At 38.2% G+C, this 19,350-nt stretch carries 20 protein-coding genes; 9 read left to right on the top strand and 11 right to left on the bottom strand.

Features of this window, described 5'->3' with window-relative positions:
* Positions 1-150 precede the first annotated feature (150 nt).
* Positions 151-1,431, top strand: coding sequence for an O-acetylhomoserine aminocarboxypropyltransferase/cysteine synthase family protein (locus ABWU87_RS10335; RefSeq protein WP_353330460.1), 1,281 nt, complete (start codon positions 151-153; stop codon positions 1,429-1,431).
* Positions 1,432-1,687: 256 nt separating this feature from the next.
* Here the strand turns inward: ABWU87_RS10335 and ABWU87_RS10340 are convergent, their stop codons facing one another.
* A complete protein-coding gene (locus ABWU87_RS10340) occupies positions 1,688-2,311 on the bottom strand; it encodes a cyclodeaminase/cyclohydrolase family protein (RefSeq protein WP_353330462.1) in 624 nt (207 codons plus the stop codon).
* Between the two features lie 270 nt (positions 2,312-2,581).
* Between ABWU87_RS10340 and ABWU87_RS10345 the strand changes: the two genes are divergently transcribed.
* From ABWU87_RS10345 to ABWU87_RS10375, 7 genes are all read left to right on the top strand, one after another.
* Entirely contained in the window at positions 2,582-3,925 is a 1,344-nt protein-coding gene (locus tag ABWU87_RS10345) for a sigma-54-dependent transcriptional regulator (RefSeq protein WP_353330464.1), read from the top strand.
* A 418-nt stretch (positions 3,926-4,343) separates the two neighbouring features.
* Positions 4,344-4,424, top strand: a complete 81-nt coding sequence (gene kdpF, locus ABWU87_RS10350; RefSeq protein WP_353334455.1) for a K(+)-transporting ATPase subunit F — start codon at positions 4,344-4,346, stop codon at positions 4,422-4,424.
* 4 nt (positions 4,425-4,428) lie between these two features.
* Positions 4,429-6,129, top strand: a complete 1,701-nt coding sequence (kdpA, locus tag ABWU87_RS10355; RefSeq protein WP_353330465.1) for a potassium-transporting ATPase subunit KdpA — start codon at positions 4,429-4,431, stop codon at positions 6,127-6,129.
* Between the two features lie 13 nt (positions 6,130-6,142).
* Complete coding sequence (gene kdpB, locus ABWU87_RS10360; protein ID WP_353330468.1) at positions 6,143-8,176, top strand: potassium-transporting ATPase subunit KdpB; 2,034 nt, start codon at positions 6,143-6,145, stop codon at positions 8,174-8,176.
* A gap of 11 nt (positions 8,177-8,187) precedes the next feature.
* A complete protein-coding gene (locus ABWU87_RS10365; protein WP_353330470.1) occupies positions 8,188-8,766 on the top strand; it encodes a K(+)-transporting ATPase subunit C in 579 nt (192 codons plus the stop codon).
* A gap of 6 nt (positions 8,767-8,772) precedes the next feature.
* Positions 8,773-9,897: a sensor protein KdpD gene (locus ABWU87_RS10370; RefSeq protein WP_353330472.1), complete on the top strand. Its 1,125-nt coding sequence runs from the start codon at positions 8,773-8,775 to the stop codon at positions 9,895-9,897.
* A 16-nt stretch (positions 9,898-9,913) separates the two neighbouring features.
* Entirely contained in the window at positions 9,914-11,629 is a 1,716-nt protein-coding gene (locus ABWU87_RS10375; protein WP_353330474.1) for an ATP-binding protein, read from the top strand.
* 16 nt (positions 11,630-11,645) lie between these two features.
* On the opposite strand, the gene ABWU87_RS10380 is transcribed toward ABWU87_RS10375, so the two are convergent.
* Positions 11,646-12,266 (bottom strand): glycine zipper domain-containing protein, encoded by a 621-nt coding sequence (locus ABWU87_RS10380; RefSeq protein ID WP_353330476.1) that lies wholly within the window; start codon positions 12,264-12,266, stop codon positions 11,646-11,648.
* Positions 12,267-12,561: 295 nt separating this feature from the next.
* On the opposite strand from ABWU87_RS10380, the gene ABWU87_RS10385 reads away from it, so the two are divergent.
* Positions 12,562-14,379: a MutS family DNA mismatch repair protein gene (locus tag ABWU87_RS10385; protein ID WP_353334456.1), complete on the top strand. Its 1,818-nt coding sequence runs from the start codon at positions 12,562-12,564 to the stop codon at positions 14,377-14,379.
* A gap of 18 nt (positions 14,380-14,397) precedes the next feature.
* Here the strand turns inward: ABWU87_RS10385 and ABWU87_RS10390 are convergent, their stop codons facing one another.
* The 9 genes from ABWU87_RS10390 to map form a co-directional block, all read right to left on the bottom strand.
* Complete coding sequence (locus ABWU87_RS10390) at positions 14,398-14,928, bottom strand: hypothetical protein (protein ID WP_353330478.1); 531 nt, start codon at positions 14,926-14,928, stop codon at positions 14,398-14,400.
* A gap of 239 nt (positions 14,929-15,167) precedes the next feature.
* Positions 15,168-15,656 carry a 50S ribosomal protein L17 gene (gene rplQ, locus ABWU87_RS10395; RefSeq protein WP_353330479.1) on the bottom strand — a complete coding sequence of 163 codons (489 nt, stop codon included), beginning with the start codon at positions 15,654-15,656 and terminating at the stop codon, positions 15,168-15,170.
* 3 nt (positions 15,657-15,659) lie between these two features.
* Positions 15,660-16,652 (bottom strand): DNA-directed RNA polymerase subunit alpha, encoded by a 993-nt coding sequence (locus tag ABWU87_RS10400; RefSeq protein ID WP_353330480.1) that lies wholly within the window; start codon positions 16,650-16,652, stop codon positions 15,660-15,662.
* A 14-nt stretch (positions 16,653-16,666) separates the two neighbouring features.
* On the bottom strand, positions 16,667-17,272 hold the full coding sequence (rpsD, locus tag ABWU87_RS10405) for a 30S ribosomal protein S4 (protein ID WP_353330482.1): 606 nt from the start codon (positions 17,270-17,272) through the stop codon (positions 16,667-16,669).
* Between the two features lie 114 nt (positions 17,273-17,386).
* A complete protein-coding gene (gene rpsK, locus ABWU87_RS10410; protein WP_002558049.1) occupies positions 17,387-17,776 on the bottom strand; it encodes a 30S ribosomal protein S11 in 390 nt (129 codons plus the stop codon).
* 11 nt (positions 17,777-17,787) lie between these two features.
* Positions 17,788-18,168, bottom strand: a complete 381-nt coding sequence (gene rpsM, locus ABWU87_RS10415; RefSeq protein WP_353330485.1) for a 30S ribosomal protein S13 — start codon at positions 18,166-18,168, stop codon at positions 17,788-17,790.
* A 33-nt stretch (positions 18,169-18,201) separates the two neighbouring features.
* The gene (rpmJ, locus tag ABWU87_RS10420) at positions 18,202-18,318 is read right to left on the bottom strand and encodes a 50S ribosomal protein L36 (RefSeq protein WP_073402467.1); all 117 of its coding nucleotides are present in this window, start codon (positions 18,316-18,318) and stop codon (positions 18,202-18,204) included.
* An 11-nt stretch (positions 18,319-18,329) separates the two neighbouring features.
* Complete coding sequence (infA, locus tag ABWU87_RS10425; protein ID WP_002558052.1) at positions 18,330-18,548, bottom strand: translation initiation factor IF-1; 219 nt, start codon at positions 18,546-18,548, stop codon at positions 18,330-18,332.
* Between the two features lies 1 nt (position 18,549).
* Complete coding sequence (gene map / locus ABWU87_RS10430; protein WP_353330488.1) at positions 18,550-19,347, bottom strand: type I methionyl aminopeptidase; 798 nt, start codon at positions 19,345-19,347, stop codon at positions 18,550-18,552.
* Positions 19,348-19,350: the final 3 nt, after the last annotated feature.

Here is a 19,350-nt window from a genome sequence, read left to right on the forward strand (position 1 = left end):
CATACGAAAGTAGTTTTCAATTACAATATGTAGGCATTTTGCAATTATTAAGTTTTATTGCTGAAACATTAAAAGAATTGTTAATATGCTTCCCCAATTATATTGTAATTTTGCGGCAGAGATTTTAAATCATTTAATATTGTAGATAAGATGACTAAGAAACCTAATCCGGAAACGATATGTGTACAGGCTGGATGGAATCCTAAAAAAGGAGAGCCTCGTGTACTCCCCATCTACCAAAGTACAACTTTCAGATACGAAACAAGTGACCAGATGGCCAAGCTATTCGATCTGGAAGAGAGCGGATATTTCTATACCCGTTTACAGAACCCAACAAATGAAGCTGTTGCAGAAAAAATTGCAGCACTAGAAGGAGGAGTAGCTGCCATGCTTACTTCGTCTGGCCAATCGGCTAATTTTTATGCTATTTTTAATATTTGCTCTGCAGGAGACCACATTGTAAGCGCTTCAACAATTTACGGTGGGACATTCAATCTCTTCGGTGTGACAATGAAGAAACTGGGCATTGAAGTTACTTTTGTAGACCCGGATGCAAGCGAGGAAGAAATATCTAAAGCCTTTCGCCCCAATACAAAAGCTCTATTCGGAGAAACAATCTCAAACCCAGGATTAAATATTCTGGATATTGAGAAATTTGCAAATATTGCGCATAGCCACGGTGTACCTTTATTGGTTGACAACACCTTTGCAACTCCAATAAACTGCCGCCCGTTTGAGTGGGGAGCTGACATTGTAATTCACTCTACTACCAAATACATGGATGGCCATGCCACATCAGTAGGGGGAGCCATTGTTGACAGTGGTAATTTTGATTGGGATGCATATGCCGACAAATTTCCAGGCTTAACCCAACCGGATGAATCTTACCATGGACTGACATACACAAAAAGTTTTGGTAAAAATGCATATATTACAAAAGCAACCGTGCAACTGATGCGTGACTTAGGCTCAGTTCAGTCACCGTTCAATGCTTTCTTGCTGAATCTAGGATTGGAAACTCTTCATTTGCGTGTTCCTCAGCATTGTAAGAATGCCCAGAGAATTGCTGAGTATCTTGAGCAAAACGACAAAGTGGCATGGGTAAATTATAGTGGACTTAAAAGTAGCCCATATTACGAACTGGCTCAGAAGTATTTGCCAAACGGTTCTTGCGGGGTAATTGCATTCGGGCTGAAAGGCGGACGCGAAGTTGCCATTAAGTTTATGGACAGTTTAAAAATGGTAGCTATTGTAACTCACGTGGCCGATGCACGTACCTGTGTACTTCACCCAGCGAGTCACACACACCGTCAGTTAAGCGATGAGCAGCTCATTGAAGCCGGAGTAGCCCCCGACCTGATTCGCTTTTCGGTTGGAATTGAGAATGTAGAAGATATTATTGCAGATATAGAGCAGGCACTGGCTCAATAGTTCAAAAAAATCCCCGGATTTCAGAAAAAGGAAAATACACTTAAAGGTTTTGTAAATAACCTTAGAAGAGTTTCAAAGAGTTCCGGGGATTTTTTTCATCCCAAACTAAAGAGAATTTAAAGAAAGTAGCCATTGCAACTCACATGGTCTATGAAAGTACTTACGTACTTCACATTGCAAGTTATACACACCGTCAGTTAAGCGATGAGCAGCTTATGATTTTTCCGCTATAAACGAAAGAGAAATTAAAAACAGCTCAATTAGAACTCTTAATCCAGTCAAGTAGCTCCCGTTCTTTTGTGACAGCTTGTTTTTCTATTTCGCTCGATTTAATCGTCAAATCCACTACTACGTTCTTACTTTTCAATGAAGGTAGATTCGTCCGGGTTGTCTGTAATCCACTCAATGCGGCACTACGTGCAAAAAACATTGCCGTACAAATGTCGCTTAATAAATTCTTGTCAGCCAATTTTGCAACTTCAGCAATATAATCCATCATCCTCATAGCCATTTCTGCTACATCGAAAGGTACCATTGCAACAATCAGGGTGTTTTTCTGAATCTGTTCATCGCGCAAAACCTTTTCCTCCTCTGTTTTGGAAGGCATTTTATGGGCAGCCATCAGCTCCTGATAAGCCTTTGCATCAGCGTCAATACAATGCGTAAACTCATCTGACAATGCCCCCATGTTATCAGCCAGGGATTCCATCTGTATTTTTTGTTCCCCGATGTCCATTCTGGAAGCAATCAGCTTTGCTATTTTTCGAGTTAGTGATGCAGCCAATGCAGCTCCCATCGCTGCGGCACAACCTCCGGCGGGAACAGCCTCATCTCCTGCTGTTTTTGCCAAGTATTCTTTGATAGTCAAGTCTGCCAACATTCTTATATATAAATATCTAGTTATTATTAATGAGACGAAGATATACTTTTTCGGTAAGAAAGAACAATAGATCAATGCAATTTTTGATTTCCTTCACCAATAAATCAGAATAAATATTCAGCTCATTCATAAAAAAAGACTTATTTTGCAATTTATTTCTAAGAAGCAGAACTTAAATTCAATATATGCATTCATCAAAATAGAATTGCATGTTTCAGAAAAGGTCAATTATATCTAAAAGCTTTTCTCAATAAATAAACAATTACTGGCATGAATAAAGTACTTATCATTGACGACGAGAACCAGATTCGGAAATTACTAGCAAGAATGATTGAGCTTGAAGGGTATGAAGTGTATCAGGCTGCCGATTGCCGTTCCGGTCTTAAGCTTCTAGATATCAGCATGCCCGAAGTGGTTTTGTGCGATGTCCGCTTGCCAGATGGTAATGGAGTAGACCTTGTCTTGAAAATTAAGAAACTGTTCCCACAAACAGAGGTTGTACTACTTACCGCTCACGGGAATATTCCTGATGGTGTTCAGGCAATCAAAAACGGAGCTTACGACTACATTACCAAAGGAGATGATAATAATAAGATTATTCCACTGATAAGCAGAGCCATGGAAAAGGCTTTGATAAACAAACGGTTAGAATCACTCGAAGCACAAATCGAAAAAAAATACTCATTCAGCAATATTCAAGGAAGTAGCAAGCTGATAAAAGAGGCTATTTTACTTGCACAAAAAGTTTCTGCTACAGACGTACCTGTATTGCTGACCGGTGAAACAGGGACTGGCAAGGAGGTTTTTGCACAGGCGATTCACGGGAATGGCCCTCGTCATAATAAAGCATTTGTGGCAATAAACTGTTCATCATTCAGCAAGGATTTACTAGAAAGTGAGATTTTCGGTTATAAAGCCGGAGCATTTACCGGCGCTAATAAAGACAAAAAAGGATTGTTTGAAGAGGCAAATAACGGAACCATTTTTCTTGATGAAATAGGAGAAATGGCATTTGACCTGCAAGCCAAACTTTTACGCATACTTGAAACTGGAGAATTCATAAAAATAGGTGAAACCAAACCAACCAAAGTAAACGTACGTATTATCGCAGCGACAAACCGCAATCTTGAAAAAGAAATAACAGAAAACCATTTCAGAGAAGATTTATTTTACCGTCTTTCAGTTTTTCAAATTCACTTACCAGCTTTGCGCGACCGAAAGGAAGATATAGAATCCATAGCCCTTACTCTTATTAGGGATTTCGGAGCCAGATTATCAAGAAAAGATATAAAAATAAATAGCGAGTTTATTGAGGCACTTAAAAATCATCAGTGGAAAGGGAATATCCGTGAATTGCGCAATGTAATTGAAAGAAGCCTCATCATTTGTAATGAAGAAGAGCTCACCCTTCAAGACCTGCCGATAGAAATCCAAAATAGCCATTTTGAAGAGAGTGCTGGCAGAAACTATTCAAACTTTGAATTAGCAGCAATGGAACGCAGACATATTTCGAGGGTCCTTCAATATACCAAAGGGAATAAGACCGAAGCTGCCCGACTTCTGAAAATAGGCTTAACCACACTTTACAGAAAAATAGAAGAATATAAATTATAAATATCCTTGCTTTTTCAGAGGACTCTTCCTTAATCATTTCCAAGACTACTCTCACAATTATATCTGAATTATAAAAGACAGATAAAATCAACTACATTTTCATTTGATAACAGATAACGTTATTACTCTTACTATACCAAAACAACATACACCCTTCCAAAATGAAAAGGTAGCAATCCCCCTTTTCAAAAGAACATTCCACCTTAATTAGTTGTTTTTGTGATATATAAATCTCTATTCTTAATTGTGGCATGCTATTAGTACACTATTCTGCGATAGAAAAATTAAATGATAAACAATTTTAAGAATAAAAATGATGAACGTACTATTTTTAATAGCAGATTGTCTTGCAGGCTCTATCTGCTTCTGGTTTTTCTTTAAATGCATTGATTGGTTCGAACAAATTTAAAAAAATGATATGTATACAATTTTATTCATATTAGGAGTGGCCATATTCATTTATATGGTATACGTACTTATCAAACCAGAAAAGTTTTAATCAAATGAACACAGAAATACTTGGAATCGGGATACAGATTATCCTGATGATCGCATTAAGTTACCCACTGGGTAAATACATAGCAAAAGTATATAAAGGAGAAAAAAACTGGTCGGATGTTATTTCTCCGGTAGAAAATTTCATATATCGGTTCTGCAAAATTGACCCGACAGAAGAGATGGACTGGAAAAAGTTCCTGAAAACATTACTTATTCTTAATCTATTCTGGTTTTTCTGGGGAATGGTACTGCTTATGTCTCAACATTGGTTGCCACTAAATCCGGATGGAAATGGAGCACAAAGTGCAGATCAGGCGTTTAATACTTGCATCAGTTTTCTGGTAAACTGCAATTTACAGCATTACAGTGGCGAAAGTGGGTTGACATACTTCACTCAATTGTTTGTGATTATGCTCTTCCAGTTCTTAACCGCAGCAACGGGAATGGCGGCTATGGCAGGAATTATGAGAGCCATGGCAACAAAAACCACTCAGACCATTGGTAATTTCTGGTTTTTCCTGGTGAGAAGTTGTACGAGAATACTTCTGCCCATCTCATTATTGATTGGTCTTATACTAATACTTCAGGGAGTGCCGATGGGATTTGAAGGAAAGGCAAAAGTTACAACTCTTGAAGGGTCAGTACAAACAATATCGCAAGGGCCAGCCGCAGCAATTGTTGCCATCAAGCAACTAGGTACGAACGGAGGTGGTTTTTTCGGAGCTAACTCCGCCCATCCTTTGGAAAACCCGTCATACCTGAGCAATATGGTCGAAAACATTTCAATTCTTCTCATCCCAATGGCTATGATTTTTGCACTTGGGTTCTACCTAAAGCGAAAGAAAATGGCTTACATCATTTTCGGTGTGATGCTGTTAGGTTATCTCATAGGTGTAACGATCAACACATGGCAGGAGACAAGCGGGAACCCTAAAATTTCGGGGATTGACCAAAGAGGTGGAGCCATGGAAGGTAAAGAAGTAAGAGTGGGTTCGGCAGCAACAGCATTATGGAGTGTGAGTACTACGGCTACTTCCAATGGGTCTGTAAATGGCATGCACGATAGCATGAAACCTCTTTCGGGAATGGTAGAGATGCTCAACATGCAGATTAACACCTGGTTTGGAGGCGTAGGTGTTGGTTTTATGAATTACTATATTTTCATCATCATAGCTGTATTTATCAGCGGATTAATGGTGGGTCGTACTCCCGAATTCCTTGGCAAGAAAGTTGAAGCCCGGGAAATGAAAATAGCAACAATCATTGCCTTATTCCACCCATTTTTAATTCTTACAAGTACTGCCATAGCAGCTTATTTGTACATACATCATACCGGTTTTGTCTCGTCCGAGGGAGGTTGGCTGGCTAATCCATCTTATCATGGATTAAGTGAAATATTTTATGAGTATACCTCTTGTTCGGCTAATAATGGTTCCGGATTTGAAGGTTTAAAAGATAACACTCCTTTCTGGAACTACTCTTGCGGCATGATTCTTATTCTGAGCAGGTACATACCTATTATAGGACAAGTAGCAATAGCCGGTTTATTAGCCAAAAAGAAATTTATTCCAGAAAGTTCGGGAACATTAAAAACGGATACGGTTACGTTTGGCATTATGACCTTGGCAGTTATATTAATTATTGCTGCCCTGGCATTCTTCCCTCCGTTGGCATTAAGCACAATTGCAGAACAGTTAAGTTTATAATTGAAAGAAGTATATGAAAAAAAATATGTCCACCTCTTTATTCCCTAAAGAGCAAGTAAAAGCAAGTTTAAAGCAATCATTCGTGAAATTGGATCCGCGGATGATGTTTAAAAATCCTATTATGTTTACTGTGGAAGTAGCTACAATAGTTATGTTTATTGTCTCTATCTACTCCATTACGAACAATTCACAGGGTTCATTCGGATATAACATTACGGTGTTCATCATTCTTTTTATTACCTTATTGTTTGCAAACTTTGCGGAAGCCATAGCCGAAGCGCGAGGAAAAGCACAGGCCGACAGCCTTAGAAAAACCCGTGAAGATACACCTGCCAAACTCATAATCAATGGAAAGATTAAGATAGTAAGCAGTTCGCAACTAAAAAAAGGAGATATTTTTGAATGCGAGGTTGGCGACATTATTCCTGCAGATGGTGAAATTATCGAAGGCTTGGCTTCTATTGACGAAAGTGCAATAACAGGCGAGAGTGCTCCTGTAATTCGTGAAGCGGGAGGTGATAAAAGTTCTGTTACAGGGGGAACAAAAGTTCTGTCGGATAGTATCAAGGTAATGGCAACCACACAACCTGGCGAAAGTTTCCTGGATAAGATGATTGCATTGGTTGAAGGAGCAACACGCCAGAAAACACCAAATGAAATTGCCTTGACTATTTTATTGGCAGGCTTTACACTGGTCTTTATAATTGTCTGCATGACTTTAAAGCCTTTGGCCGACTACAGCAAAGCAACGCTCACTATCGCATCATTAATATCACTCTTTGTCTGCCTCATCCCTACCACAATAGGAGGCTTACTATCTGCCATCGGCATTGCAGGAATGAACCGTGCCTTGCAGGCAAATGTAATTACCAAATCGGGAAAAGCGGTTGAAACTGCCGGAGATGTAGACACTCTTCTACTTGATAAAACAGGTACAATTACCATCGGCAACAGAAAAGCAACCCGTTTTTATCATGCAAATGGAATGGAAGAACGGGCATTTATTGAATTCTGCATGCTCTCTTCCATGTCGGATGAAACTCCTGAAGGTAAATCGATAGTAGACTTGGGACGTGAATCTGGACTTCGGATGAGAAACCTGAACACAACGGGAGCCAGAATGATTAAATTCACGGCAGAAACAAAATGTTCCGGTGTAGATCTTCAGGATGGAACACAGATTCGCAAAGGTGCTTTCGATTCTATTCGTCAAATTATTGAGTTGGCAGGTAATAAATTTCCTACGGAAACAGAAGAGATGACTTCGGCTATTGCCAATAACGGAGGAACTCCGCTTGTTGTATGTGTTAATAAGATAGTGGTTGGGGTTATTGAATTGCAAGACATTATTAAACCCGGCATCCAGGAGCGCTTCCAACGTTTAAGAAAAATGGGGGTTAAAACCGTGATGGTTACTGGAGATAACCCGTTAACTGCCCGATATATTGCAGAAAAAGCCGGTGTGGATGATTTCATTGCAGAAGCAAAACCGGAAGATAAGATGGAATACATAAGAAAAGAACAGGAGTCGGGCAAGTTGGTTGCCATGATGGGTGATGGCACCAATGATGCTCCGGCTCTTGCGCAGGCGAATGTAGGAGTGGCAATGAACAGCGGAACACAGGCTGCCAAAGAAGCCGGGAATATGGTGGACCTTGACAATGACCCTACCAAACTGATTGAAGTGGTGGAAATCGGGAAACAGCTACTGATGACGCGAGGCACTTTAACCACTTTCTCTATTGCTAACGATGTAGCCAAATATTTCGCCATTGTACCAGCTCTCTTTATGGCAACTATTCCTCAACTTTCATCACTGAACATAATGGGGTTGCATAGTCCGGAAAGCGCTATCTTGTCTGCCATCATATTCAATGCGCTTATTATTCCGGCTTTAATTCCTTTAGCTTTAAAAGGGGTAGAGTATAAACCTATCGGTGCATCGGCGCTTCTCCGCCGCAACTTGTTAATTTATGGTTTTGGAGGCATAGTCGCACCGTTCATCGGAATCAAGTTGATAGATCTTATTGTCGGTTTATTTATTTAAGGAAATATAAAATGAAAACAACTCTTATAAAATCGGTAAAAATAACCATTCTGTTTAGTTTACTGCTAGGAATCTCTTATGTACTAATTCTATGGATTTTCTCATTATTAACAACGTCTGATAAAGGGAATGCAGAACTGGTTTCCTGTAACGGTAAAGTAGTGGGAGCTGCCAATGTGGGTCAGAATTTCACAAAAGAGATTTACTTCTGGGGACGTCCTTCAGCGGTGAATTATACAGCTGATGCTTCTGGTGGAAGCAACATGAGTATTACAAATAAGAAATATTTGAATGAGGTGGAAACCAAAATCAAGGAATTTCTGGTTCATCACCCTTATCTTAAACGCAGTCAGGTTCCTATTGAAATGGTTACTGCCAGCGGATCCGGACTGGACCCGGACATTACTCCTCAGTGTGCTTATGTTCAGATTAAGCGCGTAGCTAATGCACGTGGAATGAATGAAGAGAACGTAAAAAAAATCGTTGAAAAACAAATACACAGACCATTTTTAGGTATATTTGGAACAACCAGAATAAATGTTCTGAAATTAAATATAGCACTAGAAGAGGCAGATAAGAGAGCTAAATAAATAGTCATGAACGACGAGAACAATGTACAACATTTCCTTGATTTGATTAAAAAATCGAGAAGAGGGAAATTTAAAATATACATCGGTATGATAGCCGGTGTAGGGAAATCTTATCGCATGTTGCTGGAAGCTCACGATCTTCTTAAAAGTGGTGTGGATGTGCAGATTGGATATATAGAATCTCATGGAAGAGCTGAAACCGAAGTGCTGATAAAAGGTTTGCCTGTTATTCCAAGAAAAAAGGTATTTTATAAAGGAAAAGAAATCGAAGAAATGGATTTGCAGAACATCTTGCTTATCCATCCGGAGATTGTGATTGTGGACGAATTGGCACACACAAATGTGGAAGGAAGTACAAACGAAAAGAGATGGCAGGATGTTATTACGCTTCTGGATGCAGGCATTAACGTAATTAGTGCGGTAAACATACAGCATATAGAAAGCCTGAACGAAGAAATAAAAGATATTTCGGGCATTGAGGTGAAAGAAAGAATACCTGACAGTCTATTGGAACAGGCCGACGAAGTTGTAAACATCGACCTAACGGCAGAAGAATTGGTAAATCGTCTGAAAGCAGGAAAAATATATCATCCTGATAAAATCCAGATTGCACTAAGCAACTTTTTTAAAACGGAAAATATACTTCAATTACGTGAGCTTGCTCTAAAAGAGGTGGCATTACGGGTAGAAAAGCAGGTGGAAAATGAGTTTATCCAAGAGACATCACGCATTCGTCACGAAAGATTCCTAGCATGCATCAGTGCAAATGAAAAAACCCCAAGAAAAATAATACGCAAAACAGCCCGTCTGGCTACACATTATAATACAAAGTTTATTGTACTGTATGTACAGACTCCACGAGAATCAAGCGACCGTATTCCTCTGGCCAACCAAAGACATCTGCTCAATCATTTCAAGCTTGCAACAGAACTGGGTGGTGAAATAATGCAAGAACAATCGGCAAATATTATCGATACCATTATCCGGGTATGCAAAGAACGGCAAATTACCACCGTCTGCATGGGAAGCCCTTCATTTAAAATTCCCAGGGTATTTTTTTCAGTAACTAAATATAAGAAATTCATCGATTCACTTTCAAGGGCTAACATCGACCTGATTATCTTAGCCTGATTAAAAAATCAATGTTATGAGGATAAAAACTAAACTCACCTACGGCATCGGAGTTCTTGTTGCCATAATCGTTCTCCTGGGGATGCTCTCGCTGAACTATATAAATAAACTGGATAATGAAACCCGTAAAATTTATACGAACAACAACTATTCACTGGATTATTGCAGAAACATGTTGTCTGTTCTTGATAATGTGGAGAGCAATAGGGAGGCGCAGAAAATATTTCTGCTGAACTTACATAAACAACAAAAGAATGTAACCGAGGTTAATGAAAAAGAATACACGGATAGGTTGACATTCAATTTCGAAAAGTATTTAAGTAAAAAAGATAAGAAAACACTGCCACAAATTAGAAGTGACATCTACTCTATTATGAGTCTGAATATGGCTTCTATCTATCATAAAAGTGAAGTTGCCAGGCAGACGGCAAATAACGCCTTATTGTGGATTTCGCTGACTTTTGCCGGATGCATTATTCTGGCATTAGCTATCTTATTCCGCTTTCCGTACACTATTTTGAAACCGATAAGGGAACTAATCAGCGGAATCACAGAAATTGCCAATCACAACTATGACAAACGGCTTAATTTTGAACCAACAAGCGAATTTGGCGAAGTATCTGCTTCTTTCAATAAAATGGCAGAGCGATTAAATGAATACAAAGAAAGTGCTCTTTCCGACATCATTGCCAACAAAAAATACATTGAGGCTATTGTAAATAGTATCACAGAACCGATTATCGGGTTAGACAATGAGAAAGAGATTCTTTTTATCAATGATGAAGCGCTGAATATACTAAATCTGAAAAGGGAGAATGTAATTCGAAAATCAGCTCCTGAAATAGCACTCAAAAACGATCTTCTCCGACGTTTAATAAGAGAGCTGGTAAATCCCGGAGAAAAATACGAGCCTCTGAAAATTTATGCAGATAATAAAGAGAGTTATTTTCAGGCCAATTACATCCCTATAAAGATTGTTGAAACCGGAGAAAAGGAACCACACAGCATTGGATACGTAATTCTTCTGAAGAATATCACCGAGTTTGAGGAACGGGATTCGGCAAAAACTACCTTCCTCTCTACCATTTCTCATGAACTAAAGACTCCGATTTCAGCCATCATGATGAGCTTACAGCTATTAGAAGACAAACGGATTGGAGCCCTGAATCATGAACAGGAGTCACTTTCGCAAAACATAAAAGAAAACAGTGAACGTTTATTGAATATAACGGGCGAATTGCTGAAACTGACACAGGTAGAAGCTGGTAAACTGCAACTGATTCCTAAGATTACTAAACCAATCGAATTAATAGAGTATGCAATAAAAGCAACCCGCATGTTGGCTGAGAGATTTGGATGCCAAATTGAGGTTGAATATCCTGAAAAGATATCGAAACTGTTTGTTGATAGTGAAAAGATAGCTTGGGTTCTTACCAACTTGTTAAGCAACGCAATTCATTATTCGAAAGAAAATTCAAGGATCATTATCGGTGCCCGTCAAGACGGAGATGTTGTAGAAATGTATGTGCAAGACTTTGGCAAAGGAATTGATCCGAGGTACCACCAAAGCATTTTCGACAGATATTTCCGCGTACCTGGAACTAAAGTACAAGGCAGCGGACTGGGACTTTCAATTTCAAAGGATTTTATTGAAGCTCAGAATGGTACAATTACTGTTGAAAGTGAAGTAGGAAAAGGAAGCAAATTTATAATTCGGTTTAATGTTAAATAGGTAGCTCTATATATTCTTATCTCCCTTCAGTCCTAATTGAGAACTCTTCCCTGGGTGTACCGAATCCATTTCGCTCATCCAGGTAGATTTCAAATACAGCCTCGCCACTTTTTAGACCACGTGTGGCGGATAGATTTACTTTGTAGAGCACCTTTTCACCAGGCTTTATTTTATCTATCACTGCCGGAGGCGAATAAATCAGATGCCGGGTACCTTTTCCTCCTTTAAGCATTGGAGTTACATCGTAGGCAGTATTTTCACCCTCGTTGTAAATCTCAAATATAAGCCGGCAATCCTCACCAGTCTCTACCACTCTGTTCCAGTTTTCGTCCTGAAGCCTAATATCACGAATTATCAGATAAGGAGATGGAACTGTTTTATCGATATTGGGATGCCTGCTGTGAGGTTGCTCTCTGTTCACAATGCTTGCACCTATCAAGGCTCCGGCTGCCGAACCGATAAAAGAGCCCATGTAAGAACCTCTGTACCCTCCAATGTTTTCTCCAATAATTGAGCCGGCTATACTACCAATTGCAGCTCCAGTTTGAGTAGCGATAATAGATTGAGAAAATCGGTCCATCGAACTGCATTCTGAAAGAAGAAGCACACATGCAGTATATATAAATGCTTTTTTCATACCTTCTGGATATTGATTATACAAAAAACAGAAAACGTAACGCAAGTTAATAAATTCCGTCCTTATAATTAAGGCAATAGTTGGTTATATGTTCAACAAAACAGGTAGATTTAATATTAATTAGGTCTACACCTTCAATAATTATACTCTACTACTTACTAATTTTAGCCCTAGGTCTTTTAGTAAATCATTAAGCAGTAAATTGCTTAATCGTGGTGTTAAAACTAGTAAATAAAAGGGTCTCGTGATAAATATATTCCATACATTTGCTCTGAATCAAAGTAAAACACAGGTAATGGAGCAAAATCTCATTGAAATCAGCAATCGATACAAGCAGATTATTGAGGAAACTCGTAAAAAACACGTTGAGGTAAAAAAGAGAACAAATCTTATCAGCATAATCCGCGTACTGCTTTTTATCGCGGGAGTGGCAGGAATTATCTATTTCTTCAACGCAGGAGGAGTTGTTGTGTGCAGCATAGCAGCCTTTACTTTCTTGCCTTTTCTGGCGCTAGTGAAGCACCATAATCGTCTGTTCTATAAGAAAGAATATCTAGAAAAGAAAATTGAGGTTAATGAACAGGAACTTTCTGCCTTTGACTATGACATCTCTTCTTTCGACGGTGGAAAAGAGTACATAAACCCAGCTCATCTATATTCCTACGATCTTGACGTATTTGGAGACAACTCCTTATTTCAGTACATTAACCGTACCTCTACTTTATTTGGCAAAGAACAACTGGCAGCCTGGTTCAATCATCACCTGGATAATAAGGAGACGATTGAGCAGAGACAGAAAGCTATTCGGGAACTTACACCTGAGCTATCCTTCCGTCAACGCTTCCGCATCCTAGGACTATTATATAAGGGTGAAGCTGCCGACCGTCAGGAAATTGAGGATTGGATAGCTGGTGAAAACTATTTTAAAGGCAAAAAGGGAGTTAAAATACTTACACTAGCTGTACCAGTAGTTAATTTGCTCGTTATATTCCTGGCATTAACAAATGTAGCATCGTTTAATTTGCTGGGATTTTCATTTGTTTTATTTCTGATTTTAAGTCTAAAATTCTCGAACAGGGTTACTAAATTCCAGATAGTATATGGAAAAAAGCTCGGCATTTTAGCTACTTATGCAGGATTAATGGAGATGGTTGAACAGAAGAATTTCAAAAGCATACTGTTACTAAAAATCCAAGATGGACTGGGGGTAAAAGAGGAACCGGCATCTATAGCCGTAAAAAGGCTTTCGACAATGATGAATGCACTTGATCAACGCAACAATATTTTGGTAACCATGTTATTGAATGGATTCCTCTTCTGGGAACTACGCCAGACCATCAAAATAGAATCGTGGAAAGAGAAGCATGCTACCCGATTAACCAGTTGGCTTAATGCCGTAGGAGAAATAGACGCGCTTTCTTCTTTGGCCACATTTGCCTACAATCATCCTGAATATACATTTCCAGCTATCAAAGAAAAGCCATTTATCTTAAAAGCGTCAGAAATGGGGCATCCCTTGATGGACCGTAACAAATGTGTAAAAAACAGCATCAACATTGAAGAACAACCATATTTCGTTGTAATTACAGGAGCAAATATGGCTGGTAAGAGTACATACCTACGCACAGTCGGAGTAAATTACCTGCTAGGCTGTATCGGAGCGTCTGTCTGCGGAAAAAAGATGGAAATCTACCCATCGAGGTTGATTACAAGTTTGCGGACTACCGACTCACTTACTGAGAATGAATCCTATTTCTTTGCAGAACTAAAAAGATTAAAAATAATTATTGAGAAGCTTGAAAAGGGTGAAGAGCTTTTCATTATACTGGATGAAATACTGAAAGGCACCAACTCATTGGATAAACAGAAAGGTTCTCTGGCTTTGATTAAACAATTTATGACGCTAAAGACAAACGGTATAATTGCAACCCACGATTTACTGCTGGGCACATTAGCCGAACAATACCCTGAGAATATCCAGAACCACTGCTTCGAAGCAGAGATAAATAACAATGAACTAAATTTCTCGTATCAGCTTAAAGAAGGAGTTGCACAGAATATGAACGCATGCTTTTTAATGAAAAAAATGGGGATAGCCGTAATAGACGCCTAACCCCCATTTCAAAACTACTTAATTATATTTATTAAAATAAGCGGCTACTTCAACGGCTTTATCACCACGGAAATAAGCAACTGGAATATCAGACGTAAATTTGTAAGTAGAGAACTGAAATAGCTGCATTGCTATGAATTGATTATCTTCAGAAACAAGGTAATCTAACCGAACAGAGCCTTTTTCGCCAGCAGCAACAATATCTTCGGAGAAAGTACCTGATTTCATCATCTTTTCGAGCTTGTATTTTGCATGAATATCAAAAAACAAGGAACGCTTCAGAATTTTACTCCCTGTTGGCTCATAGACCAGAGTCTTTGATTTCCAGGCCAACCAATAAATACCTAAAAGAAACAAAAAAGCAGCCAACACCATTGCTGTCAAAGTTACTGCACCTGAGAGTTTTTCTAACTGATTTGAAAAAACAAATGTCACAATACCAGCAACTATAAAAAGAAAAGATAATAACAGACTACCAATGTTAGTGCGCTTCACAACATCTTGATGGTTAGATTCAAACAGGTGTTTCTCAGCAGAAGTTTTGTTCATAGTAAATATAGGTTAAATAGATTCATAATAAATCATACATCATCTCTTTCACAAAGGCAACTATTGCAAAGATAAATAATAATATGAAACAAACAAGTTTAAAGACAGGAAAGTAAAGATTTAGCCGGGAATGAAAAGATAAGCCTGTTGCAACTTTTAAAAAATCTTGTAATACGGTATAAACAAAAAGAGGGAATATCCATTGGATATCCCCTCTATATGAAATATATTGGTGTATATTATTCAGCTTTTGCTTCTTCAGCAGCAGGAGCTTCAGCAACTGTAGCTTCAACAGCAGGAGCTGTTTCAGTCTTCTTGGAACGACGAGTACGAGTAGCTTTCTTAACAACCTTTTCTTTAGCCATATTTTCATTGTAGTCAACCAACTCGATGAAACACATTTCTGCGTTATCTCCTAAACGGTGACCAGTTTTGATAATACGAGTATAACCACCCGGACGATCAGCAATCTTCACAGAGATTTCTTTGAACAATTCTGTTACAGCGATCTTATCTTGCAAGTTGCTAAATACAACACGACGAGAGTTAGTTGTGTCGTCTTTAGACTTAGTAATCAAAGGCTCAACGAATTTCTTCAAAGCTTTTGCCTTTGCAACAGTCGTAGTGATTCTTTTGTGCTTAATCAAAGAACACGCCATGTTAGAGAGCATAGCACTTCTATGAGAAGCAGTACGACCTAAATGATTGAATTTTTTATTGTGTCTCATTTTTTAATCTTTATCTAATTTATATTTAGAAATATCGGTTCCAAACGACAGATTCAGACTTTCGAGCAAATCATCAAGCTCCGTAAGCGATTTCTTACCAAAATTTCTGAACTTAAGAAGATCGGTTTTGTTGAACTGAACAAGGTCTCCTAATGTTTCAACATCAGCAGCCTTCAAGCAGTTAAGTGCACGAACAGACAAGTCCATGTCAACAAGCTTGGTTTTCAACAATTGACGCATGTGCAATACTTCTTCATCAAACTCTTCGTTGCCATCAACATCTGAACTTTCAAGAGTAATCTTTTCGTCAGAGAACAGCATAAAGTGATAGATTAAGATTTTTGCAGCTTCTTTAAGTGCATCTTTTGGGTGTATAGAACCATCAGTTGTAATTTCAAGTATTAGTTTCTCGTAGTCAGTTTTCTGCTCTACGCGGAAATTCTCTACAAAATACTTAACATTACGGATAGGTGTATAAATTGAATCAATTGGAATTACATTCACATCAGTGCAGTATTCGCGATTTTCATCAGCAGGAATATATCCGCGACCTTTGTTGATTGTAATATCAATTTGCATTGTAGCTTTTGAATCTAAATGGCAAATAACTAATTCAGGATTTAACACTTCAAATCCAGTCAAATACTTACCAATATCACCTGCTTTAAATTCTGCTGAATTTTCTACAGAGATAGAGACCTTCTCACTTTCAAACTCTTCAACTACTTGCTTGAATCTTACTTGCTTCAGATTCAAAATAATGTTAGTTACGTCTTCCTTGACCCCTGGAACAGTTGAAAATTCATGCTCAACACCCTCAATTTTAATGGTGGTGATTGCATAACCTTCTAATGAAGAGAGAAGAATACGGCGCAAAGCATTACCCACAGTAATACCAAAACCAGGTTCCAGCGGACGGAACTCGAATTTACCGAATTTGGCGTCTGCCTCTAACATTAATACTTTATCAGGTTTTTGAAATGCTAATATAGCCATGAAATTAATTATTATTATTTAGAATACAACTCTACAATCAACTGCTCTTTAATGTTTTCTGGGATGTCAGCTCTTTCAGGTACATGTAACAATTTACCAACCTTAGAAGTATCTTCCCACTCTAACCAAGGATATTTGCTGTGATTGAAACCTGCCAGTGAATTTGCAATCACTTCCATAGATTTAGATCTTTCACGAACACCGATAACCTGACCTGGTTTAACAGAATAAGAAGGGATATTAACAACTTTCCCATCAACAGTGATGTGTCTGTGGCTTACCAACTGACGAGCTGCTGCACGAGTATTTCCGATACCTAAACGAAAAACGATATTATCAAGACGAAGTTCCAATTGTTGAACCAAGATCTCACCAGTAATACCTTTAGCACTTTCAGCTTTTTCAAATAAGTTACGGAATTGTTTTTCTAAAACTCCATAAGTATATTTCGCTTTTTGTTTTTCGCGAAGTTGAATACCATATTCTGAAGTTTTTCTTTTTCTAGAGTTTCCGTGTTGACCGGGAGGATAGTTCTTTTTAGATAATACTTTATCTGGACCAAAGATTCCTTCACCGAATTTACGGGCAATTCTTGATTTAGGACCAATATATCTAGCCATTTTTTTTAATATTTAATTGTTTGTTAATGAACTTAATCTGTTGCAGCCGCGATTACAGAAAGGAAAATGTAATCCAATAACAAAATCAAGTATCATATTTAAAAATAAAGAAATTTAGACTCTCCTTCTTTTTGGAGGACGACAACCATTGTGTGGAAGTGGGGTTACGTCTATAATTTCAGTAACTTCAATACCGGCACCATGAATAGTTCTGATTGCAGATTCACGACCGTTTCCTGGTCCTTTAACATACGCTTTAACTTTTCTCAAGCCAAGATCGTATGCAATTTTTGCACAATCCTGAGCAGCCATCTGTGCTGCATAAGGAGTGTTCTTTTTAGAACCTCTAAATCCCATCTTTCCTGCTGAAGACCATGAGATAATCTGACCTTCACTATTTGCTAAAGAAACAATAATGTTGTTGAATGAAGAATGAACATGTAATTGTCCATTAGCATCCACTTTTACATTTCTTTTCTTAGCTGCGACTGTTTTTTTTGCCATATCAACAATTATTATTTAGTAGCTTTTTTCTTATTTGCAACTGTTTTCTTTCTACCCTTACGTGTACGAGCATTGTTCTTAGTGCTTTGACCTCTAACCGGCAAACCAATACGGTGACGCACACCACGGTAACAACCAATATCCATTAATCGCTTAATGTTAAGCTGCACTTCTGAACGAAGATCACCTTCTACTTTAAATTCAGCACCAATGATTTCGCGAATTTTTGCAGCCTGATCATCATTCCAATCTTTAACTTTAAGATCTCTGTCAACACCTGCTTTATCTAAAATCTTTGCTGAACTACTACGACCTATACCATATACGTAGGTCAACGCAATCTCACCTCTCTTATTCTGAGGTAAATCTACACCAACTATTCTTATAGCCATATACTAAATTATTTTTTTTGCAAAAATAATAAATTATCCTTGACGTTGTTTATACTTAGGATTTTTCTTGTTAATAACATACAAACAGCCATTACGTCTAACGATTTTGCATTCCGGCGTACGTTTTTTTAATGATGCTCTTACTTTCATATTATTATTTATTATTTATATCTAAAAACGATTCTTCCTTTTGATAAATCATAAGGTGACATTTCAACTCTTACTTTATCGCCAGGTAAAATTTTAATGTAATGCATTCTCATCTTTCCTGAGATATGGGCTGTAATCTCATGTCCATTTTCTAATTCTACACGAAACATTGCATTTGACAATGCTTCGACGATTACTCCATCTTGTTCTATTGCAGATTGTTTTGCCATATTAAATCGCTTTATCTCCTAAAACTTGTTCAACAAATTCAAATGAAGAGAGTATATCTGCACCTTTAGGCCCGATTGCAATTGTGTGTTCAAAATGAGAGGCAGCCTTTCTGTCTCTTGTCCGGACAGTCCAACCATCACGTTCCATCACAATTTCACGTCCTCCAAGAGTGATCATTGGTTCGATAGCAATACACATTCCTTTTTTAAGCATTGTGCCGTATCCTCTTTTGCCATAATTCGGGACTTGAGGATCTTCATGCATATCTTTACCAATTCCATGACCTACAAACTCCCTTACAACACCAAACGAATTAGATTCGCAATATTGCTGTATCGAATAACCAATATCCCCTAGCCGTTTTCCGGCTACAGCATTTTGAATACCGATATATAAAGACTCTTTTGTCACTTTCAATAACTTGCGCACTTCAGGATCAACCTCACCTACACAAAAAGTATAAGCAGAATCTCCACAAAAACCATTCATAAAAGTGCCACAGTCTATTGAGACAATATCACCTTCCATCAAAGGTTTATCATTTGGTATTCCATGTACAACCTGTTCATTTACAGAAGTACAAAGAGTTGCAGGAAACGGATCCCCATATTGATTTGGAAATCCTTTAAAAGTAGGAATTGCTCCATGATCTCTTATAAACTCTTCAGCCACTCTATCTAGTTCGAGAGTGGTTACACCGGGCTTGATTAATTTTGCAATCTCACCCAATGTTTTAGCTACGAGCAAGTTACTTGCTCGTAGTAATTCAATCTCCTCTTCAGTCTTAAGAAATATCATTAT

The organism is Bacteroides sedimenti (assembly GCF_040365225.1).
In the GTDB taxonomy this organism is placed as follows: Bacteria; Bacteroidota; Bacteroidia; order Bacteroidales; family Bacteroidaceae; genus Bacteroides; species Bacteroides sedimenti.